This is a genomic window from Marivirga aurantiaca, from assembly GCF_016679925.1.
In the GTDB taxonomy this organism is placed as follows: domain Bacteria; phylum Bacteroidota; class Bacteroidia; order Cytophagales; family Cyclobacteriaceae; genus Marivirga; species Marivirga aurantiaca.
Map to the genome: position 1 here is coordinate 97,750 of NZ_JAEQBW010000008.1, position 19,317 is coordinate 117,066.

13 protein-coding genes are annotated in these 19,317 nt (G+C 38.0%); 12 read left to right on the top strand and 1 reads right to left on the bottom strand.

Annotated elements, in window-relative coordinates:
* Nucleotides 1-183: 183 nt before the first annotated feature.
* The 5 genes from JKA74_RS15740 (at nt 184) to JKA74_RS15760 (ending at nt 6,569) form a co-directional block, all read left to right on the top strand.
* Nucleotides 184-1,728, top strand: a complete 1,545-nt coding sequence (locus JKA74_RS15740) for a bifunctional GNAT family N-acetyltransferase/carbon-nitrogen hydrolase family protein (RefSeq protein WP_201432179.1) — start codon at nt 184-186, stop codon at nt 1,726-1,728.
* A complete protein-coding gene (locus JKA74_RS15745; protein ID WP_201432180.1) occupies nt 1,709-1,975 on the top strand; it encodes a hypothetical protein in 267 nt (88 codons plus the stop codon). Before JKA74_RS15740 ends, JKA74_RS15745 begins: the two co-directional genes overlap by 20 nt.
* Nucleotides 1,976-1,979: 4 nt before the next feature.
* Nucleotides 1,980-3,002, top strand: a complete 1,023-nt coding sequence (locus tag JKA74_RS15750) for a threonine aldolase family protein (RefSeq protein WP_201432181.1) — start codon at nt 1,980-1,982, stop codon at nt 3,000-3,002.
* Between the two features lie 573 nt (nt 3,003-3,575).
* On the top strand, nt 3,576-4,829 hold the full coding sequence (locus JKA74_RS15755) for an ammonium transporter (RefSeq protein WP_407659063.1): 1,254 nt from the start codon (nt 3,576-3,578) through the stop codon (nt 4,827-4,829).
* A gap of 303 nt (nt 4,830-5,132) precedes the next feature.
* A complete protein-coding gene (locus JKA74_RS15760; RefSeq protein WP_201432183.1) occupies nt 5,133-6,569 on the top strand; it encodes a lipopolysaccharide biosynthesis protein in 1,437 nt (478 codons plus the stop codon).
* 68 nt (nt 6,570-6,637) lie between these two features.
* Here the strand turns inward: JKA74_RS15760 and JKA74_RS15765 are convergent, their stop codons facing one another.
* On the bottom strand, nt 6,638-7,162 hold the full coding sequence (locus tag JKA74_RS15765) for a hypothetical protein (protein ID WP_201432184.1): 525 nt from the start codon (nt 7,160-7,162) through the stop codon (nt 6,638-6,640).
* A gap of 196 nt (nt 7,163-7,358) precedes the next feature.
* On the opposite strand from JKA74_RS15765, the gene JKA74_RS15770 reads away from it, so the two are divergent.
* From JKA74_RS15770 to JKA74_RS15800, 7 genes are all read left to right on the top strand, one after another.
* The gene (locus JKA74_RS15770) at nt 7,359-7,565 is read left to right on the top strand and encodes a hypothetical protein (RefSeq protein WP_201432185.1); all 207 of its coding nucleotides are present in this window, start codon (nt 7,359-7,361) and stop codon (nt 7,563-7,565) included.
* 535 nt (nt 7,566-8,100) lie between these two features.
* Nucleotides 8,101-8,481 (top strand): response regulator, encoded by a 381-nt coding sequence (locus tag JKA74_RS15775; RefSeq protein ID WP_201432186.1) that lies wholly within the window; start codon nt 8,101-8,103, stop codon nt 8,479-8,481.
* Nucleotides 8,482-8,485: 4 nt separating this feature from the next.
* A complete protein-coding gene (locus JKA74_RS15780; RefSeq protein WP_201432187.1) occupies nt 8,486-9,610 on the top strand; it encodes a sugar transferase in 1,125 nt (374 codons plus the stop codon).
* A 202-nt stretch (nt 9,611-9,812) separates the two neighbouring features.
* Nucleotides 9,813-11,018, top strand: coding sequence for a glycosyltransferase (locus tag JKA74_RS15785; RefSeq protein ID WP_201432188.1), 1,206 nt, complete (start codon nt 9,813-9,815; stop codon nt 11,016-11,018).
* Nucleotides 10,990-11,940: a glycosyltransferase family 2 protein gene (locus JKA74_RS15790; protein ID WP_236587862.1), complete on the top strand. Its 951-nt coding sequence runs from the start codon at nt 10,990-10,992 to the stop codon at nt 11,938-11,940. The genes JKA74_RS15785 and JKA74_RS15790 overlap by 29 nt, the downstream gene beginning before the upstream one ends.
* Nucleotides 11,941-12,252: 312 nt before the next feature.
* A complete protein-coding gene (locus tag JKA74_RS15795) occupies nt 12,253-17,889 on the top strand; it encodes a PKD domain-containing protein (protein ID WP_201432189.1) in 5,637 nt (1,878 codons plus the stop codon).
* On the top strand, nt 17,889-19,292 hold the full coding sequence (locus JKA74_RS15800; protein ID WP_201432190.1) for a PorP/SprF family type IX secretion system membrane protein: 1,404 nt from the start codon (nt 17,889-17,891) through the stop codon (nt 19,290-19,292). Before JKA74_RS15795 ends, JKA74_RS15800 begins: the two co-directional genes overlap by 1 nt.
* Nucleotides 19,293-19,317: the final 25 nt, after the last annotated feature.

Genomic DNA, 19,317 nt, shown 5'->3' on the forward strand with positions numbered 1-19,317 from the left:
TTATAGAATTATAAAGGATGTGGTATTTGTTTTTGGTTCTGATTGTATAATAATCTGAATCTTCGTACCCATACTTGTGTTAGGGCTGCTGTTGATTATATTTTCATTTTGTGGAACCTTATATTCAACCTTTTTTTTAGAAATAACATTTTAATCTAAAATAGATTAGCATTTAAAATATTTATGCAAGATAATTTAATCATCACGCTTGAGAACCTAAAACTTAAAAATTACCGTAGCTTAATTTCTTCGATGAAAAAGGCTTACGCAGGCTGGGACGATCTTTGGGAAGAAAAGCATATCAAATCTTTAATTGATAAATTTCCGGAAGGACAACTATGTGTTTTAGTGAATGGAAAAGTGGCAGGTTGTGCGCTTTCTATCATTGTGGATTATTCTGAATACGGGGATAACCATACCTACCAACAAATTACCGGTGAAGAAACTTTCAACACTCATGATGATGAGGGAGATGTGTTATATGGTATAGATGTTTTTGTACATCCTGAATTTCGTGGGATGCGAGTAGGCAGAAGGCTTTATGATGCCAGGAAGGATTTGGTGGAACAACTAAACCTGAAGTCTATTATTGCAGGAGGAAGATTGCCTAGTTATTCAAAATATTCTGAAAAGTATACTCCTAAGCAGTATATCCAGAAAGTAATTGCCAAAGAAGTTTTTGATGAAACCTTGTCATTTCAGTTGTCAAACGATTTCCACGTAAAAAAGGTATTGAAGGGATATTTGCCTGGTGATAAACAATCATTGGAATTTGCGGCTTTAATTGAGTGGAATAATATATATTTTGAGCCATCCGATAAATATGTAAACCTGCCTAAAACAATTATTCGCTTAGGATTGGTGCAATGGCAAATGAGACCCACTCCTTCACTGAAGACCATGCAGGAGCAAATAGAGTTCTTTATTGATGTGTTAAGTGGTTATAAATGTGATTTTATTTTGTTTCCGGAATTGTTCAATGCGCCATTGATGGCTGAGTTTAATCACTTAGATGAAGCCAGTGCTATACGTGAATTGGCTAAGTATACTGAGCCTTTGAGGGAGATCTTTCAGGAATATGCTATTAACTACAATGTGAATATTATTACAGGTAGTATGCCTGTAATTAGTCGTGGTAAATTGTATAATAGAGGTTTTTTATGTCGTAGAGATGGTACTTTTGAAACCTACGAGAAAATCCATATGACACCGGCTGAAGTGAGTGCATGGGGAATGAGTGGAGGGAAAAAGATTGAGGCTTTTGATACCGATTGTGGTAAAATTGGTGTGCTGATTTGCTATGATGTGGAATTTCCTGAAATGGGGCGCTTATTGGCTGACGATGGCGTAAAACTTCTTTTCGTACCTTTCTTAACCGATACCCAAAATGGCTATATGCGTGTTAGGCATTGTGCTCAGGCGAGGGCAATTGAAAACGAATGTTATGTGGCTATTGCCGGAAGTGTAGGCAACTTGCCAAAAGTAAACAACATGGATATACAGTTTGCACAATCCGGAGTGTTTACACCTTCTGATTTTGCTTTCCCAACCAACGGGGTGAAAGCAGAAGCTACACCAAACACTGAAATGACTTTAATAGCCGATGTAGATGTTAATTTGTTAAAAGAATTGCATACTTACGGGAGTGTGCGTAATTTGAATGATAGAAGAAAAGATTTATATTCGGTAAAAAGAAATAAACGAGCAGGTGCAGGTAGAAAAATTTAAAGACTTATCCTTATTTAAAAAGATAAAGACCTTATATGAAGAGGGTGAATTTGTGACTTCAATTCGCTACTATAGGTATAAAGTCAATCTTTTTCTTTTATATGGCTACTATGTGGAGGCCTTTTATCATCCGAAAACAGATAGGATAGAGAAAATAATACCTTTCGAGAAGAATAATTCCCGCAACAAATTCTATACGGATCAAATCCGCTTGCCAGCCTGGGTTGCGAGCAATACTCCTGAATAATTGTATGATAGATTTACGCAGCGACACGATTACCCAACCAACCACTGACATGAAATCTGCCATGATGCATGCCAGAGTAGGCGATGATGTGTTTGGAGAAGATCCAACTATCAATGCCCTTGAGGAAAAGTCAGCTGCATATTTCGGAATGGAGGCTGGTATATTCTGCCCTTCCGGCACAATGACCAACCAAATTGCTATCAGAATCCATACAGAGCCCCAGACAGAAGTGATCTGCGATAAGAGATCGCATATTTATTTATATGAGGGAGGAGGAGTAGCCTATAATTCCATGGCTTCTGTACGATTGTTGGATGGAGACAGGGGCAGGATTACCGCAGAAATGGTGGCTGACAATATCAATAACCCGGATGATATACATGCGCCAGTGACTAAATTGGTTTCACTGGAGAATACAATGAATAAAGGTGGAGGGTGTTATTATGATTTTCGGGAAATAGAAAAAATGAGCAGCTTATGTCGTGAAAATGGATTGAAATTCCATTTGGATGGCGCCAGGTTATTCAATGCACTGGTAGCTTCCGGTGATGATCCAAAAAAATATGGTCAGCACTTCAATACGATCTCTATTTGCTTATCAAAAGGTTTAGGCTGTCCTGTAGGTTCTGTTTTGCTGGGTAGCAAAGAAGAAATAAAGAAAGCCAGAAGAATCAGGAAAGTTTTAGGGGGCGGTATGCGCCAGGCAGGATTTTTGGCAGCGGCCGGAATTTATGCTTTGGATCATCATATAGAAAGACTGGCAAAAGACCACCTGAGAGCAAAAGTACTTGGAAAAGTACTTATTGAACAACCCTATGTTGAAAGTGTGTTAGCAGTAGATACCAATATTGTTATTTTCACTTTAGCTAATAAAGTATTGGCTGTAGAATTTGTTGCCCGCTTGAAGGATATCGGCATATTGGCTGTCACCTTCGGTAAGCATGATGTTCGTTTTGTAACGCACCTCGATTTTACAGATGATCAACTGGAGCAAGTGATTAAATTATTATCAAACCTATCTTTATAATTTCTTCAATTAAACCGGCTAGTATGAGGCTGTTTTGTCAATACAGTATAGCTTTTTATCGAATATTGGTCCTTCATAAATTACAGGTGTAAAGATTGTCATAACCTATTACAGCAAGTTACAGCAAGCTCGATTTTTCCACTAATAATCTTTCCTCCATATGGACATACTTTTGCGAATCTTAAAGGGGTATAAAGTTCCACACTAAAATTAGCTACCAGGCTTCTGACGGTTAAAAACCGTCTGACGCTTTTCTGTATCATCTGGCGTCAGAAGGCTATAAGCCGTCAGACGCCTATTTAAGGATTAGCTGCACCTCTGGATTCTTGTATTATTTCCACCCACATTATAGCTGGTAATTTTATATGTTTTAATTAAAATCAAATAAATGGATTAAAAAAATAATCATTTTTTAATTAAAATACATTATTTTTATACATATAGGGTAGAATTTAATCCTATAAATAATAAAATATCATATAATTTAATAAATTAGGGTTTGATAATGACTATAGTTTAATTAAAATTTATTTTATGGAAGTTGTTTACCTGATTATGAAACCGGTTTTATTGATGATTACCGAACTTGTCTCGCCCAGTGCCTCATTAAGTGATGAAGCCTTGAATATATTGACTGTCAACAATCTGTGGATGATGTTATGCATTGCATTGGTTTTTGTTATGCATTTGGGATTTGCTTGTTTGGAATCAGGCTTTACCCAGTCAAAAAACACAGTGAATATTTTGTTTAAAAATACTCTTACGCCTGCTATAGGCTTGGTTTCATATACTATCATTGGGTTTAATCTGATGTATCCGGAGTTTGCCAATGGGCCGGGGTGGTTCGATTTCTCAGGCTTTTTCCTGAAAGATACGCTTGGCCTGGATTATAATATAGGCTACACTTATTGGACTGATTTTCTTTTTCAGGGAATGTTTGCGGCAACTGCTGCTACTATTGTGTCCGGTGCTGTTGCTGAAAGGATTAAAATTTCTGCTTATTTCATTTTTACAATTGTATTTGTGGGTTTTGTTTATCCTACCATAGGCAGCTGGCAATGGGGAGAGGGGGCGTTACATGCCATGGGTTTTTATGATTTTGCAGGTTCAACCCTGGTACATTCTGTAGGTGGATGGGGAGCATTGGCAGGAGTAATTATGCTCGGTCCAAGGTTAGGGAAATTTATTAATGGAAAAGTAGTGGAAAAACCAGGATCCAGTGTGCCATTGGCTACTATAGGTGTATTCTTGTTGTGGTTTGGTTGGTTCGGTTTTAATGGAGGGTCTGTTTTGTCAGCTGAGCCGGGAACTACTTCTTTGGTGTTGGTCAATACTTCATTGGCAGCGGCAGCAGGGGCTCTTGGAGGATTTGTAATGGGATATATAGTATTTAAACGATTGGATTTGGGAATGGTACTTAACGGCATATTAGCAGGTTTGGTTGGCATAACTGCCGGAGCAGACTTAATGTTGCCGGGCTCTTCATTACTGATAGGTTTTATTGCAGGTTTATTGGTGGTTTTATCAGCTGTCACTTTGGATAAGTTAAAGTTAGATGATGCGGTAGGGGCAATTTCTGTCCATCTTACTTGTGGGGTATTTGGCACGCTGGCTGTAGGTATGTTTGGCGCCAAGGCAGGGTGGGATCAACTGCTCAATCAGATTATTGGTATTGGTATTTGCGGAGCGGCTGCTTTTGGAGGAGCTATAGCAATATTTTTTCTTTTGAAGAAAACAATAGGTATGCGAGTATCAGCCGAGCATGAAGAGCAGGGTTTGGATAGTCATGAACATGGAATCAGAGGCTATACTATTACTTATGAATAATAGAATAATTGTTGTTTCAGTTGAAATGAGTTGATTGGATTCTGTAACGAAAATTACAGGCCAGTCAACCTTTCTTTTAAAAAAGTCTCAGGTTTAAATGCACCATAGTAATAGTAGTTGAGCAAGTTGAAGGCTCTATGATTAAATGGTGATTTTTTAATCCTTTGTATTGCCATTCCGTTTATCTACAAGTGATATATCAAATGGGGCTGCTGAAGATCGAAACCAGATGCTTTGCCCCTTTAATCTCTGTTTAATTTATCCTTAACTTTGGATTGTTAGTAATCAAAATGAAGTTATAATTTGTCTACTCTTAAGAATCGCTCTGCCAAGGCATTTGCATGGAATATAGCAGGAACAATCCTTAGGCAGGGGAGTGGTTTTATTATCTCCATATTTTTGGCCCGTCTGTTGGAGCCCGCTGAATTTGGATTGGTGGGCATGGCTATGGTTTTTATTTCAGTTAGCCAGGTGTTTATAGATGTAGGTTTTGCTTCTGCTCTTATACAGAACAAGGACAATACCAATCTCACCTACAGCTCCATTTTCTATTTAAACTTTGCTGCGGGATTGGTTCTCACAGCAATTTTCTATCTAAGTGCTCCTTTCATTGGAGATTTTTATGGTGATGCGGAGATTACTTCCCTCGTGAGATGGCTTTCCCTGATATTTGTTTTTAACTCCTTAAATCTGGTACAAACATCTATTCTTAAAAGAAAGCTCAACTTTAAAGTGTTGACACTGAGGAATGTGATAGCAAGTACTGTGGGTGGTGTTTTAGGGGTGATTTGTGCTTTTCTGGATTTCGGAGTTTATAGTTTGGTAGTGCAGCAGATAGTGACAGCCATCCTGGGCACTATTTTACTTTGGACTACTTCAGGATGGAAGCCGGATTTAAAGTTTTCCTGGTATGAGGTGAAACGGCTTTCCGGATTTAGTGCTTTTGTGTTTTTTGATCAATTCACTTCTACCATTTTCCGAAAACTGGATATTCTATTAATTGGTAAAGTTTTCTCCGCTGCTACTTTAGGGTTTTATACCCGGGCAGTATCTCTTAAGGACCAGGTAATACTGTATACTACCACCAGCCTGGTGAGTGTATTCTATCCTGTTTTATCCGGCTTGCAGGACAATCATCAAGAATATAGCAGGGTTTATTTTAAAGTAATATCAGTAGTAGCTTTTGCCAGTTACGCACTCACAGGCTTGTTATATATAATGGGCGGTGATATTATTATCATACTTTTTGGAGATAAGTGGGAGCCATCTATCCCTATATTTCAGATATTGATCCTGGCTGTTTGTACAGCCCCGATTAACGGAATGATGGTGAATGCTTTTATGAGCAAAGGCAGGTCAAAGGAGAATTTCTATTTAGGGCTCATTCGGAAGTTGATCAAAGTCATTCCTTTGCTAGTTGCTTATTATTACGGTATATTTGAATTTACAGTGGCGGTAGTCATTGCGGAATATTTCCTCACTGCCATGAATATGTATTTCACGAAGAAGATATTAAAAATCCCTCTTTCAATTCATTTCAGAAAAATATTTGAAAGTATTATTCCATTAGCTATAGCAATTTTTTGTTTCCATTTTGTTGATCTGCCTCATATACTTTCAAGGGTGATGTTGGCATTTGGTTTTCTTGCTGTATACCTATTATATAACTATCTCATACAAACAGAAGGATTATTATTTGTTTGGGAGAATTTCAGGAAGTATCTAAAAAATAGAAAATAAGATAGCTGTTATTATTTATTATCTGAGGCAATCTCTTTGTGTATAAGAATTAGCTACTTATAAAATAGTTATAGCTGTTTACCCAATAACTCCACGCATAAATTATTAGGGCCTGAATAAAACTCCACAAATACAGTGTCAGCAGAAACCTCCTGCTCACTGGCAAAGTGTTTTAGTTCATCCAGCATGTCTTCAGGAGTGGGCATTACCAAAATATTGGCTTCTATGCATCCTTTCACACTTTTTGGGGCGGTGAAGTTTTTGTATTCCCAATAATCAGGAGTGGAACCTTTTATTTGGCCTGTTACATTGGCCCCTATAAAATTACTCACTTGCCCGGATTCTGTGTTGGCCTCACCAAAATAAGCAATAGCTATTGAAGTAGCATTTGCTTCTGTTTCCACTAAACCTCTTGCCTGCATAAAAAGCTTTTGTAATGAGTCTGATCCAATTTCTCCCTCATAGTGGGTTCCTAAAATCCTGATACTAGTATTTTCAACAAGCGCTTTTTCTACTGGTTTAAATCCTCCTAAAATATAATATATGAGGATTGCTAAAATAATGATAGAGGCAACTATAATGTATTTTTTCATATTAAGATAAGATGGATTGTCTTTGAATAAATCGGTAGGCTTCGAAATGCTATTTATTTTTAACACTTTGCCTTACCATTGAAAAACCACCAGGTCATTTCTTTGAGGGTTAAAATTAACACTTGGCTTTGAATTTCCCTCCATATATTTCTAACACTTTCAGGAAGTATGCGTTATTTAGTCAAAAAAATCCAATATGTCCATTTCAATTGAAACAGTAAGGGTAGGAAAGAAATACTATCTTAAAAATCATAGAGAGTACCATGAGTTTGTGGTGCTTAAAGCTATTGGACAGAATGATTTTGTTTGTAAAGATTTAAATTCCCTGGAAAGGTTCAGTTTAAATGAACTTACAGCTTATGGAAAAGGAAGTGATTATGAGTTTTTTGAATTGGAGAGCTAACTTTCCTGCGAGTGGTTGAGAAAGTAATTTTGTACTTTTCTACTTTACACCATTAAATCCAAAAAATTATAATTCTCAGTTTAAACCCAGTTATTGTTTATTAATAGCATATTCGTAGAGTTCAGATAGATTACGCTTAGCTTTACAGGGTTTTCTATCGTTTTTATTCATAAAAAATCTCATTTTTTTAATTTTTCTTACACCTTGTTCCGTGCAAGGTTTTGGTACTTTTCTGGTGCCATTGTTTTAATCCATTTTTTTTCATCCTATGTAATATTCTTTACGTAAAAGTAAGAGTAGTAATGAGACAGACATAAGGAATGTCATAAAAAATGATTTAAAAAGCTTTTAGGGCAGTTTTGGAATTATAATGATAAAATGTTGATAATGAAATATCCATTTTTAGAAACATAAAAATATTTATATTAAATACATTAATAATTACAAAATAGATACAAGTAATATTACTACTTTTGTTACAGTCAAAAAGTTTCATGAATTAAAATATGCGTAAAAATTGAATAAATTACATCAAATGAAGCATACAGTTTTAATCCTGGAAGATGATGAGCCCATGAGGTTTCTATTAGACCATCTATTAAAGGATAAATACAATTTAGTATTTAAGAACGATGGCTTGGCGGGGATGAAATATTTGGCTGAAGGTAACATTCCATCCATTATTTTGTCCGATTTTGTTTTGCCAAAAATGAATGGATTCGATTTTCTAAATAGCTTGTCCCAAAGTGGCATGTTTTCAGATATTCCGTTCATCATGGTGTCTAGTAGATCAGATGACACATTCAAAAAGAGATGTATGGATGCGGGTGCTAAAGCCTTCTTGAAAAAACCTTTTGATCCATCTCAGTTACAGAAGTTATTAAATACAGTCATAAAAAGTACAGTTGAAAATTAAAACAATGGAATCAGTAAACTATTTAATAAATTCAGATTTTGAGGATGTTTTGGTAAAACGGCCGGCAGCATTCAATAAAACATTATTTAGTGTAAGTGGTGAGTACTATGATCCGGGCTTGCTCCATGATTTTAACACGGTTCAAAGATTTACTCCAAGCTCCTTGGTCCGTAGGTTAAAGGGCTTGAAATCATCCGAGGCTCCTGATGCCATCATATATTTTACTAATTATTTAGATGAGGTTTTCTTTGAACATCTTAGTCTAATTGGCCATACGATCAGGACTTTGGACTTAATCATACCAATAATAATAGTATCAGATAAAGTGGATGCTGAAAACAAGAAGAAAGTGCTTAAACATGGAGCGGATGATTGTTTTCCCAAGGAGTTTAATTCTGAAAGGCTTAATTATTGGATTGACTTCCTCAAATTGTTTAAAAAACTGGCCAAGGAAGATGTAGAGGAGCATGAGGAAAATATCCCTAGCAAAGTTTCTACAACCAAAAGAGCATTCGATATACTGGTTTCCGGGATTTTACTTATTTGTTTATGTCCCCTGATGCTAATAATTGCATTGATTATTAAGCTGGAATCAAGAGGGCCGGTATTTTATGTGTCCAAAAGAGCAGGCGTAGGATATAAAGTTTTTGATTTTTTGAAGTTTCGTTCTATGTCTGCCGGAGCGGATCAGGAATTAAATAATCTTTCACACCTAAATCAGTATAATGGTAAGGGGGAGAACAAGGAGGAAAATGGAGAGAGTCCTGTCTTTTTCAAAATTAAAAATGATCCCAGAATTACCCGTTTTGGTAAATTTTTAAGAGATTCAAGCCTGGACGAATTGCCGCAGCTCATCAATGTGCTCCGTGGCGATATGTCTATTGTAGGCAACAGGCCATTGCCTTTGTATGAGGCCCAGCAATTAACAAAAGATCAATGTGCTATGCGTTTTATGGCTGCTGCGGGTATTACAGGCCTATGGCAGGTGACTAAAAGGGGAAAAACAGAGATGTCTGAATCTGAAAGAATTGCTTTGGATATTTCTTATGCGAAGGAAAACTCTTTTATGACAGATATGAAACTATTGCTCAAAACATTTCCTGCATTATTGCAAGAGGAAAAAGTTTAATCTTAGAAGAATATAGTAGCCGTAAACCTATATTCCATGAGGTAGGTTTTCGGCTATTTGTTTTTATTATATGGATTCTAAAAATGAATCACACAAATATTCGCCATTTGATTCTTATTTTCAGGTAGTTACAAATAATTCTCGTGTAATTGCCTAGATGGGCTCTATTTAATTGCAGATTATCAATTCTAAACTTTTTATTTTGAGTATATTATTAATTTGTCTGGAGGTAATTATAGCCATTTACTTTGTATATGTAGCTCTGTACACTTTTGTTTTTGGCTTTGCGGGAAATTTTTATCGCATTCCCACGCATACCCTTTCTGAGAGGGAATCTAAATTTGTTGTGCTAATACCAGCTTATAAAGAAGATAATGTGATCATTGATGTTGCTGAATTGGCGATTGCGCAAAACTATCCTTCAGATAAATTTGAAGTGGTAATTATTGCAGACTCATTTCAGGCCAAAACCATTGAGAAACTGAAAAAATTACCTGTTACCACTATAGAAGTGGTGTTTGAGAAGAGTACCAAAGTGAAAGCTTTAAACAAAGTGTTAGGTAGCTTTCCTGATGAGCATACTTATGATTATGCTGTAATTCTTGATGCAGACAATGTAATGGAGCCTGGATTTTTACGCACAATGAACAGTCTTCATCAGCAGGGTTATAAAGCCATACAAGGACAAAGAGCTGCTAAGAATGAAAATACCACACTTTCGTTTCTGGATGGTTTAAGTGAAAATATCAATAATAATATTTATGGAAAGGGGAGCGTTGTGCTGGGCTGTTCAGCATCATTGAAAGGTTCCGGAATGTCTTTTGATTTCAATTTACTTAAAAATCATTTGGCAAAAATGGATTCAATAGGTGGGTTTGATCGCGAATTGGAATTAAGGCTGGTGAAATCGGGAATAAAAGTCCACTATGCAGAAAATGCTATTGTGAAAGATGAAAAGGTGGAGAAGAGCGAGGTATTTGAAAATCAGCGTAAAAGATGGATTTCCAGCCAATACCACTACCTGAAAGCTTATTTTGGTGAGGGTGTTCGGGCGTTGTTTCAGGGCAATTTTGCATTATTTAATAGTGTCATACTTCGTAATATACAATTGCCGCGGCTTTTAAATATAGGCTTAGTGAATGTGTTTTTTCTTGTGGCTGCTATTCTACACTTTTATTATCCTATCCTTTACCTGGACATATGGGTATGGTTATCTTTGGCCCTTTTGCTCGATCTTGGGGTCGCCTTTTCTATCTCCAGGGAGTATTTTAGCTTCAAATTGGTTAAATCCATTATTTTACTTCCGGGTATATTCTTGAAAATGATGCTTTTGATGTTTAAGTTAAAAGGTGCCAACAAAAAATTTATACATACTCCACATGGAAGCACTTCGGGAAATAAAGCTTAGTATGAACAGGCCATTGATTTCAATAATAAGTGTTCATTTTAATGGTTTAAGTGTTACGGAAGCTTTTATACAAAGCATTTTGAGAATAGCGTATGCCCCGGTTGAAATAATTGTAGTTGATAATGGATCTCTACATGAACCAATAGCACCTTTAATTGAGAAATACCCTTCCGTCAAATTTATTATCAGTGAGGAAAATTTGGGCTTTGCCGGAGGTAATAATCTTGGGATTAAAGAAGCTAATGGTGAGTACTTTCTTTTTATAAATAATGATACAGAAGTCCCTGAGGGTTTTTTAGAACCATTGGTGAGTCATTTCATTCACAATGAACGAGTAGGAATGGCATCTCCTGTCATAAAATATTTTGGTACTGATGTTATCCAATATGCCGGAAGTGGGGCAATTAACCACTATACAGGAAGGAGTGTGCGGAAGGGTTTCGAGGAGGTAGATAAAGGTCAGTATGACTACAGTTTTCCTACTGAAATGATCCATGGTGCAGCAGTAATGGTAAGAAGGAAAGTGATTGAGGAAATAGGTATGATGCCGGAACTTTTCTTTTTGTATTATGAGGAGCTTGATTGGTGTGCCCAGGCAAAAAAGGCCGGATATGAAATTTGGGTAGTGGGCCAATCAAAAGTATTTCATAAGGAATCGATGAGTGTAGGTAGAGAATCTCCTTTTAAGCTGTATTACATGACCCGCAACAGAATATTGTATCTGCGAAGAAATACCCGTAATTTTCAAAAACTCTCCTGGATTTTATTTTTTATTTTCTTTACCATTCCCAAAAGCACCTTGCTTTATTTGGTGAAGGGGAATGTCGCTAATCTGAAATCTTTTTATAAAGGGTTACTATGGCATTTTAGGAACAATCTGAAGGAAGCAGGTACTAAGCGGCATTCGATTAGTAACTATTGAAGGGTGTAGTATTGCTGCTTGCTTGAATTTCTATTTTGGTGAGTTAACAACTCTCGGAAATTTCAGTGCAAAAGCACCCTCAGGAAGCTACTCAGTTTCCTGTGTTCCCAATTTAACATTTGCAGCGATTAATTTATTTCACATTTTTCGTTAAACATTGCACCTTTATATACTTTTGTTCGTTGTTCATCGATGTGTTAACTGTTTTTACAGATAAAGTATTCAATTGTATATAATATTCATTTCAATTTGTTAATTGAATCAGACTTAATTTAATAATAATAGTGTAGTCCATTTAATAATGCTTACAACATGCAACATGCACTAAACTATCTCTTTAATAAAAACTCCGGAACATCTTCTACTAAATATTTCATCTTCTTCTTCATTTTCTTCGCAGTTTCTTATCATGCAGCGTCTCAACAGACAGCCAAAAGAGATGTTGATGGGCGGGGATATCTTGAGTATCTACCACCTGGCTATAATGACAATACAGAGTTATACCCTGTAATTATTTTTCTTCATGGACATGGGGAGCGGGGAGACGGATCACCTGGCGCACTTGAAGAAGTTAAGAAAAACGGACCACCTAAACTTATTAAAAATGGTCACACCATGTGTTTCGAATACAATGGAACGGAAGAGTGCTTTATCGTTTTATCCCCACAACAATCCACCAATCGGCATGGATGGCTAGGGTATGAGGTAATGCCTTTTGTCAATAATGCGCTTTCAACCTACAGGATTGATCCCAACAGGATTTATCTTACAGGTTTGAGCATGGGTGGACAGGGAACCTGGCAGGCGGCTTACAGTCCTGAAAACAACCCTAATGTTTTTGCAGCTTTGTCTCCCATTGCCGGCCGAGGAGACTATGACGATGCTTGCATTATAGCAGAAAATGAAACACCTGTTTGGGCTTTTCATGGCTCTAATGATAATGCTATTGGACTTAGCAGTGGTGAAAGACCTATAAATGGAATGATTGCCTGCGGTGCTGATCCTGCACCAATATTTACCATTTACGATGGTGTGGGGCATGCCGGAACCTGGGATCGGGCCTACAAACCTGATAATTCACTTCATACGCCTAATCTTTACCAGTGGTTTTTGGCGCAAAACCTTGAAAATGCACCTACTATGCCACCTACTGTAAATGCAGGGACAGACCAGGAAATAACCTTGCCTGAAAACAGTGTGGAGCTGCAAGCTACTGCTAATGATAATGATGGCAGTATTTCTACCATACTTTGGACTCGAACCTCTGGTCCCAACAATCCCACATCCAGTGACCTTGACCAGCTGAACCTTCAATTGGATGACCTGATACAAGGTGTTTATATATATGTAATTACAGTTATAGATGATGATGGATTGTCAGCTTCGGATGAAGTGAAAATCACTGTGCTTCCGGAGCCAGCAAACGCACCTCCCGATGTTGATGCAGGCAGTAGTCAGAATATTACATTACCTGAGAATAGCGTAAGCTTGCACGGACAAGTTTCAGATCCTGATGGAAATATTGAAAGTACTCTATGGGAGCAGGTGGATGGTCCAAATTCTGCTGTTATTGACTCTCCCAATGATTTAAGTACATTGATTTCTGGCATGGAAGAGGGTAATTATACCTTTAGTTTAACAGCTGTTGATGACGATGGGGAAGAAGTATCGGATAATGTATCAATAACAGTGCAACCTGAACCAGCCAATGATCCTCCTTCAGCCGATGCAGGTGATGACCAGGAAGTAACTTTACCGGACAATAGCATTACACTTGTAGGAAGTGGAACGGATTCCGATGGAACAGTAGAAAGTTATTTATGGAAGCAAACAAGTGGACCCACTACGGCCACTACTACCGATCTTTCATTAGCTGAATTGACAATTACAGAATTGGTACAGGGAGCTTACGTTTTTAAGCTAACAGTAACTGATAATGATGGTGATACTGATAGTGATCATGTAACCATTAATGTTTTACCTGCTCCACCAAATGACCCCCCTGTTGCGGACGCAGGGAGTGATGTAACAATAACTCTTCCTGAAAATTCAGTGGAACTTGTTGGATCGGGCTCAGATGCTGATGGTGAAATAGTGGATTATACCTGGGCACAGGAAAGCGGGCCGGGAACTGCGGATTTTTATTCACCCAACCAACCCGAGACTCCAGTTTCCGGTTTAGAAGAAGGACTGTATGTTTTTTCTCTTTCCGTAACAGACAATGATGGTGATTCGGATATAGATAATGTTCAGGTGACAGTTTTGCCTGCCCCTCCCAATGAGCCTCCTACTGTAAATGCAGGGAATGATCAATTGATTACTTTGCCCACCAATATGGTGGAATTAACTGCTACCGCTTCCGATAGTGATGGTGAAATTGTAGAAATTTTATGGAAACAAAGCACTGGCCCTTCAACAGCTACTATAGATGATCCCAACAATACTTCCATCCTGGTAACTGATATGGAAGAAGGGATTTATCAGTTTACTGTAGTAGTAAAAGATAATGATGGGGCTGAGGAATCGGATCAGGTAGAGGTGACGGTTTTCCCCAAACAAAATGAACCGCCCCTTGCAGATGCAGGTGGAAATATCAATATCACTTTGCCAGTAGATTCTACGATTCTCATGGGGAGTGCCACAGATAGTGATGGAGAAATTGATTCTTTTCTTTGGACACAAATAACTGGACCCTCTACAGCAACTATTGCCCATGCGAACAATAAAGAAACAAAAGTGTCCGATTTGGTAGAAGGAGTCTATAGGTTCAGGTTCACCGTAACTGATGATAAGGGGGCAGAAGATACGGATCAAATGACATTAAGAGTGCTGCCGGAGCCTGCCAATATACCTCCAACAGCTGATGCCGGTGAGGACGTTTACCTTACGCTTCCGGAGGACAGTACAGTACTGACGGGACAAGGAACAGATTCTGATGGAACTATTGTGGGCTATCGGTGGGAATTGATCAGTGGTTCAATAGCCGAATTAGGTGATTTGAACGGTCAGGAATTAGAAGTGTCAGGACTAGTGGAAGATGTTTATATATTTAATCTTACAGTGGAAGATGATAGAGGAGCTACCGGAACCGATCAGGTACGGATTTTCGTAAATACTCCTAACCTGCCACCTATTGTTAATGCTGGTGAGGATATGACTATCACTTTGCCCACCAATTCTGTGGGTTTATCCGGAACAAGTTCTGATCCTGATGGAGAAATATCCTACACCCTCTGGGAACAGGTGGATGGCCCAAATACTTCCGACATTTCTGATCCATTGGCTTTGGATGTAACAATTGATAATTTAGTGGAGGGGACCTATATTTTCATCCTTTATGCTGAAGATAATGAAGGATTGAATGAGACGGATGAAATCCGAATCACTGTGAATCCTGAACCTCCTAATAACCCGCCAAACGTAAATGCCGGTCAGGATTTGCAATTGGTTTTGCCAGTCGATGAAGTAGTACTTAATGGGAATGTTAATGATTCTGACGGATCCATAGTAACGTATGATTGGACACAATTAAGTGGGCCTAATACATTAACGGCTGAAAATATCGATAGCTTGAAGGTGACCTATTCGGGATTTGAGGAGGGTACTTATACGATTAGATTAATCGCAACTGATGATGATGGTGCTCAGGGTTCAGACGATGTAAGAATAGTTGTAATGCACGCACCAGGCAACCAATTGCCTATAGCAGATGCAGGAAGTAATGTCGAGATTATTTTACCGGATAATACTACTCAATTGAATGGTAATGCTTTTGATGTAGATGGAAGCATTGCTTCTTATCATTGGACCCAAAGGAGCGGGCCAAATAGCGCAGGAATAGTATCTCCAAATGAAAGTTCTACCGAATTGAATAATTTAACTGAGGGCATTTATACGTTTAGATTATCAGTAGAGGATAATGAGGGAGGAAGTGCATTTGACCAGATAAATGTAAGAGTGAAACCCGAGCCGGCCAACCAACCTCCTACAGTGACAGCGGGAAGTAATAAAGTGATTAGACAACCGACATCAAGTACTACACTTTCTGCTACTGCACAGGATAGTGATGGTACTGTTGAAAATGTACTATGGACGCAAATAAGCGGTTCAGGCGATGCAACACTTACCAATGCAGAAACCCTCAATTTAGGTATTGATGGATTAATAGTGGGAACTTACATATTTCGGATAACCGTAATTGATGATGATGGAGTCTCCAATTATGATCAGGCGAATATTCAGGTATTGGAAGCATTGGCCAACCAATCACCTATTGTGGATGCCGGGCCGAATCAGAGTATCACAGAACCCAAAAATAAGGTGTCATTACTGGGGAGCACTGAAGATTCAGATGGGACCATAATTTCCCATTCATGGGAGCAGATAAGTGGTCCGAATACAGCCACTATCTCTCATCCGGAAAATCTGGAGACTGAAATTAGTGGGCTCCAAATAGGTACTTATGTATTTGAGCTGAAGGCAATTGATGATCAGGGGCTCGAAGGTTTTGATCAGGTAAACATTAGAGTCAATCCTCAAAATCCTAACCAGCCACCTGAAGCTGATGCCGGGGAAAACATCGTTTTGGTACTCCCAGATAATACTGCTACACTATCAGCTATGGCTTCCGATCCGGATGGGAACATTCAATCAGTGGAATGGTCTCAGGAATTTGGCCCGGTTACAGCCAATTTGAGCGGGATCAATGAAACAGAACTGGAAGTCTCCGGATTGGTGGCAGGTTTTTATGTTTTTCGCTTTTCCATCATAGATAATGAGGGAGCCACTGATTTTGATGATGTTTCCGTTACCGTCAATGAGGCAACTCCTACATCTCCACCAATAGTCAATGCAGGTGCGGACCAAACTATTGTGTTACCTCATCCTTCTGTGAAATTGGTTGGTGAGGCCACCAATATTGATGGAACCATTGAAGAGATTAGATGGGAACAATTATCGGGTCCATCAGAAACTGTCATAGCATCAGAAAATACATTTGAAACAGAAGTCAGCGGTTTTGAACCTGGTACTTATGTTTTCAGGTTAGTAGTATTGAATAGTGAAGGTCTTCAGAATTTTGATTTGGTAAACATATTAGCCAATGAAAATCAAATGCCTTTTGCTTTTGCCGGCAATGATACAACGATGGTATTTCCTGTTGAACATTTTGTGGCGGTTGGACAAGGTCTGGATAATGATGGTAGCATTGAATCTGTGGAATGGTCGCAGGTTTCAGGGCCATCAGATGCTCTGTTAAATACTCCAAATGAGAACAAAACTAGCGTGGGCGAATTGGTGATAGGTAATTATCAATTTGTATTTAAAGTGACAGATGATAAAGGTGGAGAGGCAACAGATATCTTAAATGTTGAGGTTGTTACATATGCCGGAAACCAGCCGCCTGAAGCTGATGCCGGAGAAGATATAATAGTGGAGTTGCCCAATAAATCTGCCATCTTATCGGGCTCTGGTGAGGATCCGGATGGGGAAATAGAAAACACGCAGTGGACATTAATAGAGGGTTCTGATATCATGCTGTCAAAGCAAGGAAAAGACGAAATTTTAGTAGAGGGACTGGAACTTGGCGGATATGTCTTCCAATTATCCGTAACTGATAATGGGGGACTCATGGCATATGATTCTGTGAGGATTACAGTGGTTCCCTCATCGGGGGAATCTTCATTAACTGTTAGCATGACAAAACTTTTCACTCCAAATGGTGATGGTGTGAATGATCTGTGGGAATCAAATGCCCTCAATGAAATGGGGCCTTGTTCCATTCAAATATTCAACAGACTTGGTGTCAAAGTTTTTGCAAATAAGACATATGAAAATAATTGGAATGGAACGGATTCTAATGGGGTAGCCCTGGATGAAGGGGCGTATTTTTATATACTTTCATGTGATAATGGATTTCAGAGGAAAGGTGGAGTGAGAATTAAAAAATAATGCGCAAGATCAGTTTAATTTTAGGCTGTTTGACAGCCATTCTATACGGGGGTTTAAATAGGGTAGTAGCTCAGGATTTGCCTGTCTATAATCAATTTTATTTTAATCCTTTTCTGTACAATCCTGCTTTTCTGGGAATTAATGAAGGGACTGAAATTAATTCTGTGTATAGGCAACAATGGCTGGGCATTGAAGATGCACCTATAAATAGTTCCTTTACTTTACAGCATACAGGCAATTCAAACGTTAGCCTAGGTCTTACATTGCAATATGAAAGTGCGGTTTTATTACAAAAGAATGCATTTTTAATCACTTATGGCTATAAGTTGCCTTTAGGGCATGAGCATTCACTTAGCTTTGGTATTTCAGGAGGTATTGGCCGATATGGACTAGATCTTTCACAAATAGATACTTCTGACCCTGCTTTGCAAGGAGCAGGAAGCAACACTTATTATGCAGATGGGAATTTTGGTTTTTTATATGATAACAGGAGATGGCAGTTGAGCTTTGCTGTGAACAATATTTTTGATGCCAATCCATACTCTCAGGATAATCTGAGTAATCTTAAATTTTCTAACCTGAAAAGTCTGATGGGGTCAGTAAGCTATGAATTTCTATTCAATAACCCTTCAATTGTTTTTAAGCCATATTTACTTTATAGAACAGGAGGTAAGGATTTTCAGCAGGCTGAAGCAGCAGGTGTTTTTTATTATCAGGATAAAATATGGGCAGGAGGAGCCTATAGATATCAAAGTAATCCTGCATTATTTGTGGGATTTAATTTATTGGAAAATTTGAAACTAAGTTACAGTTATGAATTTCCTCCAGCTCAATTTGATGCTGTTCAGGCTGGTTCACACGAATTAATGTTTAGCTATCATATTGGAAGTAAAGTAAAGAGGCGCGAATTGGAAGAAAGAGTTGCAGAAAAACAGTTGGACAAGAAAGATGCAAAGAAATTTGCTAAGATAAGAGCAGCTCAAAAATTGGAGAAAGACCTAAAGAGGGAAATTGAATTTGAACAGAAGGGAGTAGTGGATTCAGTTGCTGAAGTTGATAAAGAGAGCGTAATTCCGAATGACACACTAATTGTTGGACTGGAAGAGAAAATGGTGGAAAAATCTAATGAACCGGATAGTTCTTTTAATGAAAACACTGTAGAGGTACTTTCTAAGGGGTATTATGTAGTAATAGCTGTATTTAATTACCAGCAGAATGCAGTACGGTTTCAAGCCAAAATGAAAAAGGAAGGCTTTCATTTTAAAATGGGTTTAAATCCGGCAAAACAATTTTTTTATGTTTATAAAATATCAACGGATGATCTGGAGGAAGCAAATAGAATAAAATTAACTTACTCAAAAATCAAACAGTTCTCGGATGTATGGATTTACAAGATGGAATAACCAAGGTGCTCACCCCGGCATAAAT